Source organism: Corynebacterium sp. UMB4614 (assembly GCF_030217065.1).
Taxonomy (GTDB): domain Bacteria; phylum Actinomycetota; class Actinomycetes; order Mycobacteriales; family Mycobacteriaceae; genus Corynebacterium.
Window position 1 is genome coordinate 1 of sequence record NZ_JASONC010000005.1, and the last position, 19582, is coordinate 19582.

Annotated in this window: 20 protein-coding genes and 3 pseudogenes; 9 read left to right on the forward strand and 14 right to left on the reverse strand. The window is 61.0% G+C overall.

The genetic code is table 11. From position 1 onward, the window contains the following. Positions 1–303 precede the first annotated feature (303 nt). Positions 304–657, forward strand: coding sequence for a type IIL restriction-modification enzyme MmeI (locus QP413_RS10270; protein ID WP_016423158.1), 354 nt, complete (start codon positions 304–306; stop codon positions 655–657). Positions 658–727: 70 nt separating this feature from the next. On the opposite strand, the gene erm is transcribed toward QP413_RS10270, so the two are convergent. From erm to QP413_RS03405, 5 genes are all read right to left on the reverse strand, one after another. Next, on the reverse strand, positions 728–1582 hold the full coding sequence (gene erm, locus QP413_RS03385; protein WP_284780619.1) for a 23S ribosomal RNA methyltransferase Erm: 855 nt from the start codon (positions 1580–1582) through the stop codon (positions 728–730). 349 nt (positions 1583–1931) lie between these two features. Further along, on the reverse strand, positions 1932–2144 hold the full coding sequence (locus QP413_RS03390; RefSeq protein ID WP_246821248.1) for a recombinase family protein: 213 nt from the start codon (positions 2142–2144) through the stop codon (positions 1932–1934). A 218-nt stretch (positions 2145–2362) separates the two neighbouring features. Then, positions 2363–2617, reverse strand: coding sequence for a DUF86 domain-containing protein (locus QP413_RS03395; protein WP_081636726.1), 255 nt, complete (start codon positions 2615–2617; stop codon positions 2363–2365). Then, positions 2538–2792, reverse strand: coding sequence for a nucleotidyltransferase family protein (locus tag QP413_RS03400; RefSeq protein WP_232745419.1), 255 nt, complete (start codon positions 2790–2792; stop codon positions 2538–2540). Before QP413_RS03400 ends, QP413_RS03395 begins: the two co-directional genes overlap by 80 nt. Before the next feature lie 349 nt (positions 2793–3141). Then, positions 3142–4623 (reverse strand): HEPN domain-containing protein, encoded by a 1482-nt coding sequence (locus QP413_RS03405; RefSeq protein ID WP_070512995.1) that lies wholly within the window; start codon positions 4621–4623, stop codon positions 3142–3144. A gap of 30 nt (positions 4624–4653) precedes the next feature. Between QP413_RS03405 and QP413_RS03410 the strand changes: the two are divergent. Together QP413_RS03410 and QP413_RS03415 are read left to right on the forward strand one after the other, a co-directional pair. Then, positions 4654–4809 (forward strand): annotated as a pseudogene (locus QP413_RS03410) (RCC1 domain-containing protein); the annotation flags it as partial. Between the two features lie 36 nt (positions 4810–4845). Next, positions 4846–5205: a hypothetical protein gene (locus tag QP413_RS03415; protein WP_246821256.1), complete on the forward strand. Its 360-nt coding sequence runs from the start codon at positions 4846–4848 to the stop codon at positions 5203–5205. A 276-nt stretch (positions 5206–5481) separates the two neighbouring features. Here QP413_RS03415 and QP413_RS03420 read toward each other — a convergent pair whose 3' ends face one another. Next, positions 5482–7122 (reverse strand): hypothetical protein, encoded by a 1641-nt coding sequence (locus QP413_RS03420; RefSeq protein WP_284780623.1) that lies wholly within the window; start codon positions 7120–7122, stop codon positions 5482–5484. Then, a complete protein-coding gene (locus tag QP413_RS03425; RefSeq protein WP_284780625.1) occupies positions 7052–7543 on the reverse strand; it encodes a hypothetical protein in 492 nt (163 codons plus the stop codon). The genes QP413_RS03420 and QP413_RS03425 overlap by 71 nt, the downstream gene beginning before the upstream one ends. A 373-nt stretch (positions 7544–7916) precedes the next feature. Here QP413_RS03425 and QP413_RS03430 point away from each other — a divergent pair, with 373 nt between their 5' ends. Continuing rightward, positions 7917–8234, forward strand: coding sequence for a hypothetical protein (locus QP413_RS03430; protein ID WP_284780626.1), 318 nt, complete (start codon positions 7917–7919; stop codon positions 8232–8234). Here QP413_RS03430 and QP413_RS03435 read toward each other — a convergent pair. Beyond that, the gene (locus tag QP413_RS03435; RefSeq protein ID WP_284780627.1) at positions 8231–8767 is read right to left on the reverse strand and encodes a hypothetical protein; all 537 of its coding nucleotides are present in this window, start codon (positions 8765–8767) and stop codon (positions 8231–8233) included. The two genes, QP413_RS03430 and QP413_RS03435, sit on opposite strands and share 4 nt — an antisense overlap. A gap of 705 nt (positions 8768–9472) precedes the next feature. Continuing rightward, the gene (locus tag QP413_RS03440; protein WP_070462451.1) at positions 9473–10150 is read right to left on the reverse strand and encodes a TetR/AcrR family transcriptional regulator; all 678 of its coding nucleotides are present in this window, start codon (positions 10148–10150) and stop codon (positions 9473–9475) included. Between the two features lie 91 nt (positions 10151–10241). Between QP413_RS03440 and QP413_RS03445 the strand changes: the two genes are divergently transcribed. Then, positions 10242–11471, forward strand: coding sequence for an MFS transporter (locus QP413_RS03445; protein WP_284780628.1), 1230 nt, complete (start codon positions 10242–10244; stop codon positions 11469–11471). Here the strand turns inward: QP413_RS03445 and QP413_RS10320 are convergent. Both QP413_RS10320 and QP413_RS03450 read right to left on the reverse strand, forming a co-directional pair. Beyond that, positions 11472–11636, reverse strand: a pseudogene (locus tag QP413_RS10320) (terminase); the annotation flags it as partial. Between the two features lie 51 nt (positions 11637–11687). Then, a pseudogene (locus QP413_RS03450) lies at positions 11688–12743 on the reverse strand (cytochrome c biogenesis protein/redoxin); the annotation flags it as partial. A gap of 158 nt (positions 12744–12901) precedes the next feature. On the opposite strand from QP413_RS03450, the gene QP413_RS03455 reads away from it, so the two are divergent. The 4 genes from QP413_RS03455 to QP413_RS03470 all read left to right on the forward strand — a co-directional run bounded on the left by QP413_RS03455 (position 12902) and on the right by QP413_RS03470 (position 15309). Continuing rightward, positions 12902–13144: a hypothetical protein gene (locus tag QP413_RS03455; RefSeq protein ID WP_187401026.1), complete on the forward strand. Its 243-nt coding sequence runs from the start codon at positions 12902–12904 to the stop codon at positions 13142–13144. 3 nt (positions 13145–13147) lie between these two features. Further along, the gene (locus QP413_RS03460) at positions 13148–13723 is read left to right on the forward strand and encodes a sigma-70 family RNA polymerase sigma factor (RefSeq protein ID WP_284780633.1); all 576 of its coding nucleotides are present in this window, start codon (positions 13148–13150) and stop codon (positions 13721–13723) included. After that, complete coding sequence (locus tag QP413_RS03465; protein WP_284780635.1) at positions 13723–14313, forward strand: anti-sigma factor; 591 nt, start codon at positions 13723–13725, stop codon at positions 14311–14313. Before QP413_RS03460 ends, QP413_RS03465 begins: the two co-directional genes overlap by 1 nt. 147 nt (positions 14314–14460) lie before the next feature. Further along, positions 14461–15309 (forward strand): hypothetical protein, encoded by an 849-nt coding sequence (locus tag QP413_RS03470; protein WP_284780636.1) that lies wholly within the window; start codon positions 14461–14463, stop codon positions 15307–15309. Here QP413_RS03470 and QP413_RS03475 read toward each other — a convergent pair whose 3' ends face one another. The 3 genes from QP413_RS03475 to QP413_RS03485 are packed head-to-tail and all read right to left on the reverse strand — an operon-like array spanning position 15310 to position 19546. Further along, positions 15310–17094: an ABC transporter ATP-binding protein gene (locus QP413_RS03475; protein WP_284780637.1), complete on the reverse strand. Its 1785-nt coding sequence runs from the start codon at positions 17092–17094 to the stop codon at positions 15310–15312. Beyond that, on the reverse strand, positions 17091–18869 hold the full coding sequence (locus QP413_RS03480; protein WP_284780638.1) for an ABC transporter ATP-binding protein: 1779 nt from the start codon (positions 18867–18869) through the stop codon (positions 17091–17093). Before QP413_RS03480 ends, QP413_RS03475 begins: the two co-directional genes overlap by 4 nt. Beyond that, positions 18866–19546, reverse strand: a complete 681-nt coding sequence (locus QP413_RS03485) for a trans-aconitate 2-methyltransferase (RefSeq protein WP_068538777.1) — start codon at positions 19544–19546, stop codon at positions 18866–18868. Before QP413_RS03485 ends, QP413_RS03480 begins: the two co-directional genes overlap by 4 nt. Positions 19547–19582: the final 36 nt, after the last annotated feature.

Genomic DNA, 19582 nt, shown 5'->3' on the forward strand with positions numbered 1-19582 from the left:
GACCACCAACGAAGAAGAAACAGCTGCCTAACTATGAGGTAGCTCCACTACGTGTCCACCATTTGCGGGCAACCCCAGGTGCGTCGCTAAAAACCGCTGTGCGCGAAAAACATAAAGGGTTTACGGACCCGGTCCCAGACCCCTCAATACTCTGAGCCGGAAGAATGGAAAGTGGAAGGTTGATGTATCCCCACTATTTATTTTTTCCGTTTTTCGGAGTACATCGGGAACTACAACTGCGGACCAGCTCTGTGTGAACTAGATGAGAAGGCGCAGCAGCGAATCATCGACGCTGGACAGTTGGTGCTGCGGGCACGCGAGCGGCACCCCCAGCGGTCACTCGCGGAGCACTACAACCCGTTATCGATGGACCCAATTCTGCTCAAGGCTCACAACAACTTGGACCGGGAAGTCGATAAGGCTTTCGATGTGGCACGCAAACTCACCAACGAGCGCCAGCGCCAGGAGCTACTGTTCGCCAGCTACGGGGAGTTGGCGAGGGGCTATGTCTCCTCGCTTTCATCAAAATCGAAACCACCAGCAGGGTCGTTCCCCGTGCGGGTGATTTTGATCGGTCCCGCTGCTGGGTGTAGAACCCTGTCGCTGGCAACGCCGGGAACTATGACTGTGCCCGACGAGAACACGTCACTGCCATAACGCGGCTCACGGTAGACGAACATGGGTCGTTCACTACTACTGGTGGATTTCGGTTTTGGCGGTGGGGGGATTACCGCCGCCGGCCTCGATTTTTCCGTTGAGGAGGGCGTTGACTACTTCCCGATTGTGAAATGGGCCGATGGCGCGGTGAAGAGGAACCAGTCACCTGGAAGAGATCGATCCAGTCGCTGGTGTGCAATCTGGGAGGTAGGGTTGCGGGGTCGATTCCTCGCGAGCGCAACCATGATTGTGTCTCTGAACGTGATGAAAACAACCCTGCCCTTCGGAGAATTTCCCCTATCCCGCGTCCCCGGGCGGTGAAAACGGTGTGCACCATCGCCTGAAAGGCTTTGCGTTGCTCTATCGGGATCTTCGGGTCACCCACCCGGCGGATCACTAAGATCCCCCCGTCAACGTTTGGCTGTGGCCGGAAAGCAGACCTTGGTACTCGGGAACCAAGGTGAAACGTGAACCATGGGGACCACTGAGCCGTCATCATCGTGCTTGCACCTACCCCGGCCCGGCGGCGAGCGACTTCCCACTGCATGAGGAGTACAGCGTCAGTCCATGCCGGCGCATGCAACAACTTTCGAAGAATGGCAGTGGTGAGGTGAAAGGGAATGTTTCCCACAATGACGCAGGGAGTGGCGGGTAACCGGAAGTTAAGGAAATCATCATGGACCACTTCGACCGCCGCCGAGGCGGTCTTTTTTGTGAGTTTGGCAGCTAGTTTTGCGTCTACCTCAACTGCCGTTATCGCCCTCCCCAAGTGGGCCATCGGGTGAGTGAGGGCACCGCTTCCTGGCCCGATCTCAATGATGGGGCCGGAGGTTTGTTTCACAAGATCGACGATGGAGTTGATGATCTTGTGGTCTGTGAGAAAATTTTGGCCATGCTCGTGACGGCCGTATCCGTATGCAGACATCAGGTGTGCTCCTTGGAGTTGAAACGGAGCCGGGCATGACAAATAGCCGCCCGGCTAAAGGACCGGAGCGGTTTCTAACCTGCGGGAGGGAGAAAACCGCCTTAGCGGCTGGTGAGCGGCCGCATGAAAACGGAACCTGAAATCAACATGGGCCTATCGTATCCAATTAATTTCGCAGGGTCCAATACGGTGAGAAAGAAGACAACCGCACCGCAACAGTGCAAGACCTCTCTGGATTGGAATTTGTCCTACCTTCGGCTCGTCGTACAGACGCCACTGGCGTATTTTGTCTCTGGGCAACGAGGGGGAGTTACCCCCACCTCCGGATGTTTTTAAGGTGCACCCCTTATTACGCTGTGGTGCGGGAGTAGTTTTGTCCGACTGATCGGACTACCCACCGACGTGGGGCGGGTAGTTCGAGGTCCCAGCAGATGATCGCGTCGATTTCGCCGCGTTCAAAGGATGCCACCATGGCGTCGTAGTCGGGGCGAGCCACATTCTTCTTTGACGCGGAAATGGACTGATCGGCGTAGTTATGTCCTATGTCCAACGTCCAAGCCACGCTGCTTTGCAATGGCTTCACAGTCCTGACGCTGCCGGTCGATGGTGAGGCCATCCACGTCAGCGTCTCGCGAGATACGAAGGTAAATAGGAGCGCGTGTTGCCAAACGCTTTTAATAAGGCCCTTAGCTAACATTGAACTTAAACTCGACCACGTTCCGTAGCCGAATAACCTTTGGAGCCGCGCCGTCAGTTAGCAGAGATGTGGCACCGCAGCGCCTAGGCAAGAGGAGGCAGATGAGTATCGACGATATCGCGGACCACGTCGATGTCGACGCCGAAATACTGGTGCACCAGGATGTTGCGGAAATCCCGAATCTGAGGCCAGACGATCTCAGGGTGCGCGCCGGTGATCTCATCGGGAAGATGGTTCACGGCTTCGCCGGACTGCGACTCACAGCGGCACCGCCTCGGCGAGCGTCGAAGCGGATACCGGGTGCCTGAGCAACTGGGCAGGAAACACGTCGATGCCATCGCGCCCGAACAGAGCGCGACTCTCCTCGAGCAGACCAGACGCACGCATCAGGAGACGTCCCTCCGCAGGGTCCATCCCGACGAGGATGTCGATGTCCGATCCTGCAGACGCGGTGCCGCGCGCGACGGACCCGAACAACTTCGGGTTGGTCGCGCCGTACCGATCGATGAGCACCTGGAACTAGTCAAGACGCGCAACGAGAATCCCGCGTAGGGCAAGCGTCTCAGGCGTCATGACGGTCTCAGACATGCTTCCGGGGGAAACGGGCCCGGCAGCACGTCGACATGGAGCTTTGACATTGAAGCGGAACTCCACCGCGTTCTTAAGGGCCGACGACATTCTCCCGTCTCACCGCCGCACCAGGCGGCACTGACGCGCTGCCACCACTTACAGCCGGTCGTCTCGCCCGCCCGCCATGACGCACTCAACGAACGAGCGATAGAGCAGGCTTACACGCGTCTCGCACTAAACGACCGGGCAGCAGCGTCACGGAGGTTCCGAAGTAGCGGCTATCGCAGTGCACCTAAGGGTTTGGTGAGGGAACCAGCCATTCGGCAGCGGTACGGAACGTAGCCCTCAGTTGCGGGTGCTCCCGCACGATCTCTCGCTGCCGCTCCGCCGGCAACCCGAGCTCGTGCAAGACGTTGAGGATTACGACCGCGGTCGTCACCTCGACGACGGCGATCAGCTCCTCGATGGAATGGTTGGGCGTTCTGCCCTCGTGCGCGAGGTCATTGCGGGCGCGCGTCGTCCACTTCGCCCAATGGTCGACATCCGGTAAGAGCTGTGCGATCGCTTCCTGATCGGGTCGCGCGGCGAGGGCATGGAGCCGATCACGGAGGGTCGGGTCGTTGCGGATCGCCCCCTTGAACCTGTTTCGGTGCTCATCGGGAACCTGCGCCAGCATCGCCTCTCGCATCGCCCTGAACTCCGCGTTGGGGAACGGTTTCTCGTCGATGCGGAGGTTGCGGTGCAACACCTCGGCAGCATCGACTGCCGTCAGAAGATTGTTCTCAACAAAACGGGCCGGTGCGTAGCGCAAGCCCAAGATCATGTTTGTCGCTGCCTCCAGGCGGCCATGGGCCTCGCACCATCGGGGCATGACCTCCTCAAATGGGATCGAGCCGCAGGTGAAGAACATTCGGTGGTGATCGACGACTTTCGCGTCGTGTTTTCCAAGCGCGGCCGGTGAGTAGAGCACATCGGCACGTCGGCGCGGCAGCGGGCGGCCATCAGGGAAGTGCGACTCGGTCCCGGCAACTTCCAGTCGGAGCCAGATCACTCCGGCCGCGCGATGCGTCGCCAGGGAGATCAGGTCCTGCACCAGGCTCGCCTCCTGCAGAGCAACACTCAGAGAGAATGGTTCGGCTGGCACGACGCAGATGGACACCGTGTCCCGCATACGTCCGACGCTTCCTCCCTTGCGCTGGTCGAAGAATGGAAGCGTGTGCGTGTGCTGAAGGCGATACTCAGTGTCGTCGACCACGACCGATTGCGCCTCGACCGGCTTCACCGAGATACGCCCGGTCCCATCGATCTTGCCGTCGGGAGCCCCGAGGGATCCTTCGAACACAGAAGACGCCGCCCAGAGACTCAGATCCTCGACTGAGACTTCTGCCCTAGCGAACGCCGGATCCGCGTCACCGCTGACATGCGCGCCGATGATGGCGACCGTCGCGGTCACGGTCTGCTTATCAGGGCTCGCCACTCGCGCACCCATGGTCCTTCTGGTGCTCCTAGGAACACAGCCAAGCAGTGTGATCTCCCTGAGCTCGGCCACACCGTGCATGACTTCCCAGGTGCGGGTTCCTTCGTGAACAGCAGTCCATCCAGACGAGTCCGTCGTCAAGATCCGATCCTCGAAGGTGCCGATCAGCGACAGAGAGAGACCATCTTCCGGGTCGTACCGTAGGACACCCGGGACCTTCTCGCTAGGGGCTTCCGGCAGCCACCACACGCCAGCCCACTCGCCGGCCTTGTCGAGGTTGAGAGGATCATTAGGCATCGTACTCCCGGTCCCGGGCTCCTTCCTGTCTTGCGGCCAGATGTCAGGTCGAAAATCTTTACTCCACCACATGCCCCCCACGTAGGACAATCTACAGCGAGATCATGGTCAACTGAGATCGGATGCGGCGACTGGCACACAATCGCAGTTCGACGCGACGGCACAGCCCTCGCAACTGGCAACAATCAGCGAGGGCAGACCGACGTCGCCCGGTGGACACACGTGTCCGGGGTCTCTGCCGGCTACCTGCACACCGTCGGCTTACACGAAGACGGCACCGTCGTCGCCGTCAGCGACGACAGCAGAGGCCAGTGCGAGGTGTCATCGTGGAGAAGCATCACCTCAGTGGCGGCCGGCTCCGTCCATACGCTCGCGCTGAGCCAGACCGGAAGGGTCTTCGGAACGGGCGACAACCAGTTCGGCCAGTGCGATGTCCAGTCATGGACCGGCATCACAGCGATCGCAGCCGGAGCGAGACACTCGCTCGGGCTGCGCGCCGACGGAACAGTCGTGGCTGCGGGCGACCACACCGAGCAGCAATGCAATGTCAACGCCTGGGCCGCTCGACCACAGATGAACTGAAGTCCAGCGTGCCCGATAATCGGCCGTCGATCACACGTTGAATCTAAACTCCACCGAGTTCCGGCACATAGGTACATCTGAACACGGGGTTCACGTGCTCCCCCTCCCCACGGTCAGTGCTCGCTACTGATCAGGGGACACAGGCTCACCCTCGACGTGGGTCAGCCTGCAGGACGCCACGAAGGAGGTACCGCGCCATCACGCCGGCAGGGAACCCGGCTGAGACGCCACATACTAGGGATCTGAAGAGGGCTCAACCATGCCAGCGGTCGGCCCCTATTCCTTCGCGAGCACGGCGTTATCCGTCAGGCAGAAGTCATCGTTGATCTTGATGACCAGCGCAACGAGTAGGCGGAGCGCTGTTAGATACGTGTGGCGGTGAACGCGGTCGTCGTCACCGTCTCCCTGTGATCCATGGAGGTAGCGGTTGCGCAGGCTAGGTCCGTTGCTGAACTCCTTATCGTTAAGGAAGTAGTTGAAGTAGCTGACCTCCGCGGCGCTGAGCAGCGTTGATCGATGCACCAGCCATCCGGCGCTCACCATCTCGTCAATGGCTTTCTGGCCGGCCGCCGAATGATGGAGACAGCTCGTCACCTCGTACTCCCAGAGTTCCTTGAGCACATGCAATTGTGGCGCGCTTGCAAACGCAATTCGGTCACGATCTCCGGTCAGGATGCCCTTCTCGACCAGGAAGTCGATGTTGCGCTGTTGGTACTCGTGGAACTGGTCGTAGGCGATGTCATTGGCGATGACCAAGTGGAGGAAGCTCTCTGCCTCCAGATCGCTGCTGATGTGCACCAATCCGGATTGGTCCGAGAAGAGCAGGTGCTGAATTCCTTGGATGTCCGCGTTGTTGGCAACGTAGGCGTACTTATCCACAACCTGACTCGGGATGTCGCCGTAGGAAAGCTGCTCCGATGTGATTGTCAGCAGCTCCGGGTCAACCTCGCCGTAGTCGACATGCAGCGTGAACTGCTTGAGGACGCTCTCCATCTCTGAGAACAGATGGCGGCTCTTCTCAAGGTAGGTAGCGGTCGGGCTGGAGGCGCGGTACTTCAGCCCCTTGGCACCGAACTCCTGCTCAAGGTAGTCCGTGAAGAACCAAGCGATGACCGACTCGAGCTCTATACCTTCGGAGCTGAGGAAGCGCTCGTACATCAAGGTCTGAAGCAAGGACGCCTGATCCTTGAGCCTGAACACCGCCCCCGTCCGGTAGTCGCCCTTGCCCGGCGTACCCATGAACCGCTCGAAGACGCCAAGTTGCGCTCCGTAGGAAGGGAGTTCCAGGAGCATATGGTCGTTGGCGAACTGGAACAGGTGAACAAAGTTATTCAGAATAGTCGGGTGGTCGAGGTTCTCCGTGAGCCAGGTTCGACTGTAGGAGTACTTGCCAACCATGCCGTCCAAAGACTGGACGACCTCTTCGACCTGATCGGCCGAGATGCCCACTTCGCAGCCGGTCTTGATCCCCTCCGTGGACTCGAACATCTTCTTCGTGAGCGCATCTACCTTGCGACGAGCCTTTAGCTTCAGTCGTGCATCGACGCCGGTGTTCTTGTCAGCTCGTGCGGATGCGATCAGCTTGACGAAGTTGAGGTTGGGCTCTTCCTCATCGAGGTAGCGGTCAAACAGACCACGCTGATCCGCGGGAGTGAAGCTCTTCGGAAGATGGATTGGATCCCGCCCCTCGGACTGGAGGAACTCCCGCGCAAGCAGCTCAGCATTGCGCGGCTCATCGAGTAGCAGGGCCCGAATCTCCTGGTCGTAGGCACGCACGAGTGCCTGGCATGAGAGCAGATCGTGCGGGTGGAAACTCTGCTCTTGAAGTGCAGCAAGCACGATCGAGTCAGTGCAGCGCTCGAAGACCTTGTTTTTTTCCGAGAAGATCGAGGACGTCTGTGCGGTACTGAAAGTCAACGTCCTGAACGAGCGTTGAGAAGGTGGCGTCAGTCACTTTGCCGAAAAACCTGCCGATGACTTCCCGGATCTCGGGGACGTGTGCCAGAGGCGCGTCTCGCTCTGCTTCGGCCAGGTCCTTCGGGAGAACTTTGTGTTCTAGGAACAACGCGAGATGATGCAACTCAACGATGTCGTTTATGCCCTGATCGCCACGAGTAGCATCGAATTCACGGACGAGCTCTAGGAGGCGGTCGGCCTGCCAGAAGGTTCCGTAGTCGCTGAGGCCGAAGAACTTCAGTCTCTTCTCTGGTCCGCTTTCCGACACTCGAATCTCCCTCCCGGTAGGCGTCACTCTATACAGTTCGGGGGCGCCTAGTGGCACGAATTTGAAGCTGTTGTCTGATCGTGCAGCAGTCCCCTTGGCGGAGCCGTCGTCCACGTCGATCGTCGCGCCGGCTCCTCGTTCTGTCGTGGAAGCGAGCCGAACTAGCGGCGCATCACCCCGAGGCGGACACGACCTACGTCTTCATGGGCATAGTCCCGCGCCCCATCGGACTCCTCCCCACCGCGGAGCGGCGCACGACGGACGAACGGACCGCGCTTCAACCTACTCCCCCAATAACGCGAAGCGTCATTAACGACCGGCGTTAGACGTTGAACTTGAAGTCCACGACGTGTCGGCGCAAAGAAACCTTCCCGCTAAAGACAGCAAGTAAATCCAGAGAAGTACCGCAGGATGCGGTCATGGCGCTATCGCTCCCGGAACATCTAGCAACTCGGGAAGCAGTAGGGCACGGGAAGATGCGCGTCAAATGTACACCGCCCACCAGGTCGAGTTGGGCACCAAGGTGCGCAAGCTGCTGGCGGACAAAGGCTACGTCTCCGTCGCCGTCCCCGGCTTCGAGGCCACCTCCATCGTGGTCATGTACGCCACCGCCCCGGAGCAGGCCAACGGATCCGCGTTCAAGCAGGCCGGCGTCCAGATCGCCAGCGGTGTTCCGCTGCAGGTCGGCGAGCCGGAGGGCTTTTCCACCTTCCGCATCGGTCTGTTCGGCTTGGACAAGTGGGGCGATGTCGACGGCACCGTCGCGCGGTTCGCCGAGACGCTGGACAAGGTTGTCTCTGCCTAGCCGAAGGTCAACGAATACAGTTTCACGCCTGCCGTGGGCCGGATGTGCAGCACTCCCTCAGTGGGCGTGTCGCCTTTCACAAGGTCGAGGGTTCCATCTGTGACCGGGAACGACTTTGTCGCACCGTCCGGATACTCGACCTCGATCTCGCCTTCACCCGAAACCACGAGCTGGACCCACTTGGCGAAGACGTTGATGTCCAGGAGTCCTCCACTGGTGCTCTGTACTGATTCCTCCTCGAGAATCCACGTCCCGTTCAAAGTGAACATGCCGCGCTCCGGAGCGGCCGGTTCACCGAAGTCGTGCTCACCGTCGGTGTAACCGGGCTGCTTGGTGTACTCGGCGCGCGCAGTACCGAGATAAGTTTCCGGGTTGCGGCCCTTTGTACCGCCTGCTGCTTCGCCGCCTTCGACCGGTTCGGGGAGGTTGACTTCGGTGTTGGCGTCGACAAGCAATTCACGCACGAGCTTTTCTGTCTCGGCGTAGCTTCCCTCCCCTTCCACGATCTGCCGGACGTTGCCGTGCTTGTCCACCAGGTAGCGGGCTGGCCAGTAGCGGTTGTTGAAATTCCTCCACGTAGCAAAGTCATTGTGGGCCAGTCATCAGATGGACTAATCAATGTTGACGAACGGTTGAAGAAGTTGAAGGCGGGTTCGCTGACGATGATGCGCACGGACGATTTGACACCTACGGATGAATTGTTAGGAGTAATTGGTGTTGATTAAGCATGTTGCAACCCGTGCTTACAGCATGGTTTGTTCGACGTATCCTGGCAAAGATTGGGACGTAGAGGTATGTGTACACCCAGACGGAACCGTTGCAGTGTTTCCAGGGGAGAACGCAGATGATGGGGATAGCGCCGCGCTGGTGAAGTCCGACGGCACGGTGGAGCTACTAGGAAGTTCCCCTGTTGATTTAACAGCTTTTGTTGAAGCTGGGGACTGGGTAACCACTCAATAAAACTGACCGCCAACCAATATGTCTCATACTCACCTCCGTTACCACCAAGGCGTGGAACACACCCAACACCCCACGGAGGAGACAAACCACATGTCGGATGAAAACACCACCCCCGCAGACCTCGCATGGGGTAACCTCAATTTAACCGTCTCTGTGACCATGAGAACGCGGGTGTGAACGTGAACTGACCCGGCTTATCAACTGGGCTACATCCGCTGTGTTGAAGTACACAGCTGTGCGGGCGTTCACTAAGACGATGATTGAGAAGTGGGTCAGAGTTAAGGCAGCAGGGTGTGTTCGATGCCGTCTAGGATCACATCGATGACGAGGTCGTAGTATTCCTCGGACATCGCTTCTTCTTCATCAGGGTGTGAGAGAGGCTCCAGGTAAGAGTTGACAATACTGGTCAGTCCAACAGATTGAGCCATCATAGGCTCAAGCCTGACAAGCATTTCGTGCAGGTTGTGGCGAGGCTGGATTTGATTGGATGCGCGCAGGTTTCTCGCTCCGATCGTGTGGATGATCGAGTTCGCGATAATTGTGTAGGCCACAGGCGAATTGTCACCAAACCCAGCTTCTTGTAGTTTGGCCCAGGCTCCATCGATCATCGGCAAAAACTGTTCGGTGAACTTGCCCCGCGCGAACCTGTCGGTAATCCCCGGATATGCTAACAATGCGGGGCGTAGATTGTGAGCCATAGCTCGAAACCAGGCTTTCCATTCAAGGTCCGGGTCGGGAACTTCAATCCCGACACATACCCGGTCTACAACAGCATCACAAATGGCTTCCTTGTTTGGAAAATAATGATAAATCACTGAGGGAACCACGCCCAGTTCACGGGCAATGTCCCGTACTGACCATCCCTCAACGCCACTGATCGCGCTTAACTGTACAGCTTGTTTGACAATCAGCTCGCGTGATAGCCCAGCCCTTCGCCCCGTTAGCACAGTGTTCATAAGGTGACCCTAACTTATTCCTTGACCCTTACTAGAACACCATTCTACAATATCCCTAAGTGAAACAGTGTTCTAGTAATGGAGTGTAGTGATGCCCGACCCTCATAGTAATAAGCCGACACAGAGCTCTATTGATCCAGCAGCGCAAGCGAACCTGGTAGTGGGAATCGTTTTTCTCGCCTTTATGGGGCAAATGATTCTCAATCCGATCATCGCGCCACTGTCACGACAGATGGGATTGCGGGAATGGCATATTGGCGCCACTATCTCTTTGGCAGCGATTGTACTAGCGAGCTTGAGTGCTTATTGGGGGCGAGCTTCCCAACGTGTCGGCGCTAAACGTGTACTCGCTGCTGGGCTTGTGATCGCGATCATCGCTTTGAGCGCCTTCGGTATTGTCTCCTACCTGGGGATGAACCAGGTAGTTGGCGGTGTCGGACTAGTTTTTGGTGTTGTGATCACTCGTGGTTTGCTCTATGGTGGAGGGATTTCAGCGATCGCCCCGACCGCGCAAGCCCACCTGGTCACGCATGCTGCCAGCGAGAACGGGCGGGTAAAAGCACTGGGCATGATTGGAGCGGCTCAAGGGATGGCCTCCATTGTTGGAGGTGTTACTGGAGGTGTGTTAGCCGCTGCTGGTGGCCTGCTCTTGCCCTTGGTGGTCATGCCCGTTGTGATGGTGATTGGTCTGGTTGTTCTCTTGGTGAGTTTCGCACCTCAAAGCCGAGGGCAACTTTTTGCAAAGCCTCAACGGATTCGCTTCACTGATCCGCGTGTAGCTCCCTGGCTAGCAACTGGTCTGGTGATGTTTCTTGTGTTTTCTTCTGTTGCTACGATTTTTGGATTCACTGTCCAAGACCGCTTCGCCCTGTCGGCAACTGCGACCGCAGGTATTTCCGCGATTTACCTGACCATCATGGGCGTGACCATGATCATTGCCCAAGCGGTGATTGCTCCAAAGACAGGGTGGGGAGCAGCGAAGCTTTTACGTACTGGTCTGGCCATTACACTAGTTGCAACTGTGCTCATTTGGCCTACCTCCTCGCACGCTTTACTGGTTGTCGGGTGTATCGTGCTGGGGGTAGGTATGGGACTGGCGATGCCCGGGTACAACACTGGCCCAACCTTGAAGATGAGTGCAGATGAGCAAGGCGCAGTGGCTGGCGTCATCAACGCTAATAATGGGTTGGCGTACGCGATTGCCCCGCTGGCTTCGACCGCCCTTTACGGGTGGAACCCGCTGGCACCCTTCGCCGTCTGTATCGCCTTGATTGCAGTGGTCGTCATCTACGCCCACACCGTACCCGCACTACGCCAATAACTATGAGCGTGCCTGAAGTAGCCGTTCCATCACGTTATCCGCAGGAGTCGGCCCCGAGTAGTCCACCAGCGAGTTGTCTTTGACGACATCGAAAATCTCGTACCAGAGCGTATTCGCCTGCTTGCTAAACGACTGAGACATGGCCACGAATGGGGACGCGATAGCTGTTAGGACCACGGATTTAGTAACGCTGTGGTGAGTATCCAGTAATGGTTTATTGTCCTGCGCCACCGGGTAGTGGATACCTTCCTTTTCTACGGCGTTGCGGACATTGCCCAGGTCGTGCTCGAAAGCGTACTCAGGGGAATGGACGCCGACGACGGTGAGGCCGGAATCTCGATAAGTGTCGTAAAGCTTCGTGATGTGCTCCCCCGCACGCTGACAGTTGATGCAGGCGTACGCCCAGAAATCAACGAGCATGACACCACCGTCCTGCGGGCTCGGCGGCTGGTCGGCGTTGATCCAGTTCGTCAGCCCCGCGAATTCCGGTGCCGGGCCACAATCCTGCAGCTGCGCGGGGTCGGCGCGGCGGCACGACTGCAGTGAACCGCTCCCAGTTGGTCCGACCTTGTTGAGAGCGTCATTGGCCAAGTCTGAATTCTCAAAACGGTTCGACAGCGACGACGTCCAATTCGGCAGCGCACGCTGGATCGCCGCCGGCGCGTCGAGAGCAAACGCCGCAGTGAAGACCAGGATGAGCACGCCGATGGCCTTACGGTGGCGCCGCACCGCGTCTACCTTGTCACCGATCTTGTTGCTCGCCAGGGCGAACACTAACAGCGGCAGCGCGGGCCCAATCGCGAACGCAACAGTGAGCACCACCGTGTTCCAGCCGATATGCCCAGTCGGGCCCGCCACCGTCACCGCTGCAAGCACCGGGCCCGCGCACGGAACGTACACCGCGCCAAGGGCCAGACCGATGAGAAAACCTCCCTTGCCGCGCGTTTTCTCCTGCAATGCCGTGGGGCGCGGAAGCGCGTCAAAGGGCTTCTGCAACACCTCCCCCACCGGCGGGAAAATCATTCCCAGCCCCACCCATGCCAGCAACACCACTCCCGCCCAGCGCAATACTGACTGTGGCAAATGCAGCGCACTAAGCAGAATCGTACCCAGCAGCGCGATCGCGGCGAAGCTCACGACCAAACCTGTCACCACGTGCGACGGTTTACGCCCGACGCTGACACCCAGCACCACCGGCAACACCGGCAAAATGCACGGCGACAATGCCGTGATCAGACCTCCGATGAATCCGACAAGAATCACGCTGATCATGAGTTTCCTCTACTTTCCGGTTGCCTTTCCTACACCCAGCACTACGGAGTGAGCACCCGCACCGGATTGGTCCAATCCGCATCAGCCCCCGGCTCCGTAGTACTCAGTGACGGGCCAGAAATACTGCGCCTGCGAACCGACAAAGTGAAGGAGACAAAATGTCTATCAACCGCGCAATCGCCGGCGTCAGCGCCATCGTCATCGCCGCCGTCGGCCTCGTTGCATGCAACGACTCCGGGGAGAAGATGGAGGACAAGATGGACGGCTCCATGGCCCCGTCTTCCGAGGCGATGATGAGCGACTCCATGGCCCCGTCTTCCGAGGCGATGATGAGCGACTCCATGGCACCGTCCTCCGATGCCATGATGAGCGAAGACAAAATGATGGAAGAATCCAAGTAGCACATGACCCAGGTGTTAGATTTGGAATCTGTGGATCCTGACCGTCTCTTAGAAAGCGTGCGCGCGGGCGATAAAGTCGCTTTCGCCGAGCTTTACGACGTTCTGGCCCCACAGGTTCTCGGTCTCACCACCCACATCTTGCGCGACCGGGCCCAAGCGGAAGAGGTCACCCAAGAAGTCTTCGTGGAGGTATGGCTAAGCGCCCACACCTTCGACCCACACCGCGGCAGCGCCAAGTCATGGGTACTGCGGCTAGCCAAATCGCGAGCCATCGATCGGCTGCGGAGCTGGCGCAGCTCCCAAGCCCGCGACACCGACGATTTCAACAGTCAACTGACCACGTGGGTCGCTGCCGCTGAGGACGAAGCTCAACAGCAACTAGAGTCTGAGGAGCTACAAGAACTCATTGATTCAATCGGAGAGCCCCATCGAAGTGCGCTCATGCTCGCGTATTTTGGGGAACTCACCCACCAAGAAATCGCCGATGCCACTGGCGTCGCTCTCGGAACAGCCAACACCCGGGTACGCGACGGGTTGCAAAAGCTTCGCAAGGCCGTGTCGTTGAAAGGGGGCCTGTGATGGATAAAGATATCGAGGACCTCTTCAATTCCGCGGCCACGCCGGTCACCCCGCCACCGGAGCTCAAACGCTCAATCATGGAGCGTATCGACGCCACCGACCAGGTCGCTGACTTCGACACCGCGCGGAAGAACCGCTCCGGGCGACGTCTCGCAACCGCCGCAGCAGCCGCCGTTGTGCTCATCGCCGGTGGCGGGTTCGCGGTCACCCAATTCACTGTCGACGAGTCACGCGAATCCGTGACAGCCCAGGGCGTCGACGAAATGCACGCAGTCATGGAGGCCGACGACGCCCGTCAAGGTCAGGCCGACGCGATGGGCGCGAGCCTCGACATCGTGATCAGCTCTGACATGGGCAAGGGCGGCGCCATGGTCAACGGCCAGCCAGCTCTCGACGACGGCATGGGGGCACAAGTGTGGGCAGTCATGGACGACGGAGCAATGGAATCCGCCGGCGTCATCGGCCAAGAACCCCACGACGACGTGTGGATGCCGCTGCCCGGTGGAACTGCTTCAGTCCTCGTCACCGAGGAAGTCGCCGCCGGCGCGGCGCAACCCACCGGTGCGGTGCTAGCCAAGGTGACGCTCTAGTCCCAGTTCCGTCCCTTGGCGCGCTTCAGGCCATTCGCGTTCTAAAAACCACAAAGCCCCGACCCAAAGTGGATGAGACGAGGTGGCAGGCCTAGCGTTAGTCCTATGACGTTGCCAAAGTTCGGTCCCGCTTGGGCCGGCGCTTTAATGGGAACCTCGATTGCGTCGAGTTTGACTGGGTTACATGGATTTCATGTAGCCCAGCTCGTGTTTGCGCTCATCGCGGCGGGGCTCCTTGTTGTGTTCACGGTCGGCGTGCGCAATGAGCCGCCGCGACGCCAGAACATGGCGGCGTGGGGCATGTACGCGATGGGGCTGCTCGCGTGCGGCTCGGCGTGGACGGCACTCACGGGCAACGATGCGTTCCAGCTGGTCAGCTGGTGGATCGGCGCGCCACTGGCCATCATCGTGTGCTTGTGGCAACTCTGGGGTTTGTGGAAGCAGTCCGCTCACTACACCGAGCCTGCGTTCCCGTGGGGCTTGGCGCTGGTGTCCCCGATGGTCGCCGCGACATCCGCCGGGCAGCTGGCCACCCATCACGGCGAGTTTTATCACTACGCGGGTGAGCTGTGCTTCTTCCTCACGTTCTTCACCGCGATCCCGCTCTTCCTCTACTGCTACTGGTCCCGCACGCGCCCACGTGGCGCAGCCGCGGGTACAGCGTGGATTCCCCTCGGTGTTGTCGGCCAGTCGACGGCAGCATCGACATTGCTTTTCGACACTCACCTGTACGGCCTCATCATGTTCACCCTCGCCGTACCGTGTGTCCTCTATGCCATGTACTGCTTCTACGAGGCTGTCCTCCACTGGGCGCCCTACGGGCCCTGGTTGGTGGGGCTCTACCTTCCCCGTGGGCACTCTGTGCTTGGGTGCTTGGGACGAAGGCTGGCACGCACTTTCCTTGGCGCTCCTCGTGCTCTTGCTCCTCCACTGGGGTGTCTGCGCGGTGCGCTTTGGCTCCTGGGAACTAAGCCAATCTGGTGCGAGATGAACTAGCTATCCGCGCTTCTCCGATGCCGTCGTCGTGGTGGTCCACGACGAGCTGGATCTGGATCCCGGGGAACTCCCCGTCCGGCACGCCCAAGACTCGGCGTAGCGGCCGCCCTTCGCCAGCAATTCATCGTGCGTGCCCCGTTCTGCGACCGTCCCGTCCTCCGAAAGCACGACGATGAGGTCGGCATCGCGGATGGTGTGCAGGCGATGGGCGACGACGATCACGGTGTGATCGCCGCGCAACGCCTCAATCGTGCCGACGATCGCCCGCTCAGTGGCCGCATCCAGCGAGGACGTCGGCTCGTCGAGAAGCACCACCGGGGAATCCTTCAGAAGCGCTCGGGCGATGGCGAGGCGCTGCCGCTCACCTCCCGACAGCAGCGTCCCCTCCTCCCCCACCGGGGTATCCCACCCGGAAGGCAGCAGCTCCACGATGCGGTCCACCCCGGAACGCCGGGCAGCCTCGCGCAAGCGGTCCCCGTCACCGGGCCTGGAACCGAAGCCGGGGTCGGCGAAGACCAGGTTGTCCCGCACGGACGCGTCGAAAAGGAACGTCTCCTGGAACACCGGGGTCACCAGCGAGTTCACGCCGTCGGTGCCGATCCGAGGCAAGGGCACCCCGCCGATGAGGATCTCCCCCGAGTCCGGATCATGAAAACGCGACAACAGCCGCATGACTGTCGTCTTGCCCGCCCCCGACGGTCCCACTACGGCAACCAGCGCTCCCTGAGGTGCACGGAAGCTGACGCCGTCGAGGACCTTCTTCTCCCCGTACCCGAAGCTCACGCCGCGGAACTCCACGTCATGCCCGTCGGGCAGCTCCGGTGCGGCAGGTTCAGGAAGGACGGGGATTGCCCGCAGGTCACGCAACGCAGCTAACGTGTTGCGGCCCGCGCCGAAACCGCCGGACAACGCTCCCGCCGTGGTGATCGGTCCGGTGAACTGGACGAGCACGATGAGTATCGGCGCCAAATGCGCCGGCGCCATCCCGCCCGTCGCGACGACTGCCACGGCGACGATCACCGCCGCCGTGAACACCGCATGGACGATCGAACCCAACCGTCCGATGGCTGCCCCCTGCGTCGACGTCGCCTTCGCGAACGCATCGTGCTGGGCCTGGATAGCCTCATCCACCATCGCGTCCGCCGCCGAACCGTCGCCCGCGGCGCGAATCGCCTGCTGGCCGCGGGTGAACTCGATCAGCCTGCCGGAGACGGCAGCGACGGCCTCAGCATGCGCTTCGTCCGACTCCCCGCCGACCCGGCCAATGGCCCGGTAGGCGAAGAAGAGCACCGGCGCTGACGCGACAAGAACCAAACCGACGCGCCAATCCACCGCCAGAATTCCGAAGGCGATGACGGTCGGCGTAACCACCGCGGCGATGACGGGCCGCAGGATCACGTGCGGCACGGACGCCGCGAACGCGATACCCGACGACGCCATCTCCGAAAAGCGGCCGGCCGTGGACTTGGTGACGTACCCGAGTGGCAACGTCAGCACGCGTTCGCCCAGGGAACGCAGCAGGGACGACAGCACCGCTGCGGAATTCGCCCTGCCGACCGTCCCCGCGGCGAGGGACAGCACCGCATGGGCGGCCGCGAGGTCGGCGATGACGCCGGTGAAACGCCACGCCGTCGCATCATCTCCCTCGGCCAGAGCCGACAGCAGCGGCAGCAGCGCGACGAACGCCGCTCCCTGGGCCAGCGCGGCAAGCGTGGCCAACGCAATGAGCCACACCAGCGTCATTCTCGAGCGCCGATCCGTCATCGACCACAAGTCCCGAATCATCGGTTTGCCGCCTTTTCATCGTCTGATTCAGTGCCCCGCGGGGCGGATGGTTCGTCGTCGAGCACGAACGCGCGCCACAAATCCCGGTAGCGGCCACCGCGCGCAAGCAACTCGTCGTGGGTACCCGCCTCCGCGACCGCTCCCCCATCGAGAACGAGGATGCGGTCGGCGTTGCGGATCGTGCTCAACCTGTGCGCGATCACAATCACCGTCCGCGAACGGGCCAAACGCTCGATTGCGGACTGGATGAGGGCCTCGGAAGCCGGATCCGCGTAAGCGGTTGCCTCGTCGAAGATGAGCACCGGCGCGTCCGTGACGATCGACCTCGCGATGGCCACGCGCTGCGCCTCACCACCGGAAAAGGTCACGTCGACGTTGACCACCGAATCCAGGCGCTTCGGCAGCGCCGCGATGACCGCATCGAGGTTCGCGAGCTTCGCGGCCGCCATGATTTCGTCGTCGGTGGCGTCTCTCCTGGCCAGCCGGATGTTCTCCCGCAACGGCAGCGTGAACAACTGCGGATCTTGGAACACCACCGACACCGAGCGGTGCACGTCGCGCACGGCGATGTCGCGAAGATCGACGCCGCCCAGTAGCACCGAGCCTTCAACGGGGTCGTGGAAACGCGCCAACAGCCGGGCGACGGTGGACTTTCCGGAACCGGAGGACCCCACCAGCGCAGTGAGGGTCCCTGGTTCGAACGTCGCGCACATCCCGTCGAGGACCCGCGGCCCATCCCCGTAGGAGAAGACCAGGTTCCGGACCTCGAGCGCGCCTCCGCGCGCGGGCACCGGCTCGGCGGGCTCGGCGATCGGCGGCGTGCCCAGCACCTCCGCGATGGACTTCAGAGCGGCGATCCCCGCGATGATGGGTTCGGAGTTCATGGCCACCCGCACGATCGCCGCGGAGAGTCCAAGGCTGAGAACCAGCCCGGCGACGAGACCCTCCGGTATGCCGCCCGCGGCGTCCCTCAGTGCGAGGCCGGCCCCGCACACCACTGCGAGGACTGTGGTCGGGGACGTCACCACGTCGATGAGCCCGAGATAGATGTTCGACTGCCGGGACCAGGCGGACCACGCGCGGACGAACGACAACGCCGCGGCATCGTAGCGACCCGCGCCCTGGTTGGCGCGTCCGAAGGACTTCATCACCGGGATACCGCGCACCAACTCGATGACCGCGGCCGTCACTTTTTCGGAGGCTCGCTCGTAGTCGCGCTGAAGACCGGCTCCGCGCGAAATCATCACGCCCATCAGGGCGAAGGTGACCAGCACCGGGACGACCGCCACCGCCGCGATCCGCCAATCCACCGCGACGAGCGCGATGAGGGAAAGCAGGGGAACCAGCACCGCCACCACGGTCTCACCGACGGTGTGGCCCATGAGCTGGTGGACAGCCGCGACGTCCTTCTCAACCGACTCGATGATTCCCGACGAGCGCCGGGCGTCCAGCCAGCCCAGCGGTAACTTCCGGATTTGGGCGACCAGCCGGCGCCGGAGGTGGAGCTGCAGGTCGTTATCCGCCCGGTGCGAGAGCATGCCGGCGGCGCCGTCCGCGGCCATGCGCACCGTTGCGGCGACGACGATGACAGCCACGGCCAACCACGTCCGATGCTCCGGGGCCTCCGGGTACGTCATCGCGATGTCGATGATGCCGACCAGCGAAGCGACGGTAGCCACCGACGACAGGACGGATAACGCGACCACCGCACGCATCCGGGTCCGAATCGGGGCGAGCAGCGACCACGGGCCTACGGTCCCGTCCACGGCGCTCACTTGCCCGCCTCCCCGATCGCGCTTTTCTTCGTGAGAGTGCAGAAGTACACCATGCCGGCGTGTGAGGCTCCGCCCAGCTTCAGCCCGTTGGCTTCGGCGAGGTCCTCGACCTCGCTGCCCCGGAACACCCGGTGGCCCATCTTCGCAACGACGGCCATGTCCACATGCTCGTTCACGTCGGGATCCTCGACGAACGTCTGCACGTAAGCGATGCCTCCATCGGCGAGCAGCCCGGCGACCCTGCCGAGCGCGGCTCCCGCATCCTTCATTTGGTGGAGCGCGCCACACACCCAGATTTCACAGGCCCCGCCGGGCTCTCCCGCGAGCGGCGTGAGGATGTCGGCAACGTGGAATTCCGTCCGGGCCCCAAGCCCGTCGGCGGCGGCGCGTTCGCGGGCGATGCGGATCGCATTGGGCGACAGGTCGTAGCCGACGATGTTCGCCCTGCGATAGCGAGACTCAGCGGCGAGCGTGCGGGCGAGCCACCCGGTTCCGCAACCGAGGTCGAGGACCCGGGCCGGCGCATCCGGCCCGGGATCCAGCGCACGGAGCTTCCGGTACACGGCGGCGTCCATCGGTTCGCGCGCATAGCGGCTGAGGAACCTCGGCTGGACCTTGTCCTCGTAGGCCGCGAGGAGCCTGCGGTTGTTCTGGACGATCTGGGCAATCGACTTCATCTGGTTCTGTCTCCGGGTGTGTGGGCCGCATCCACG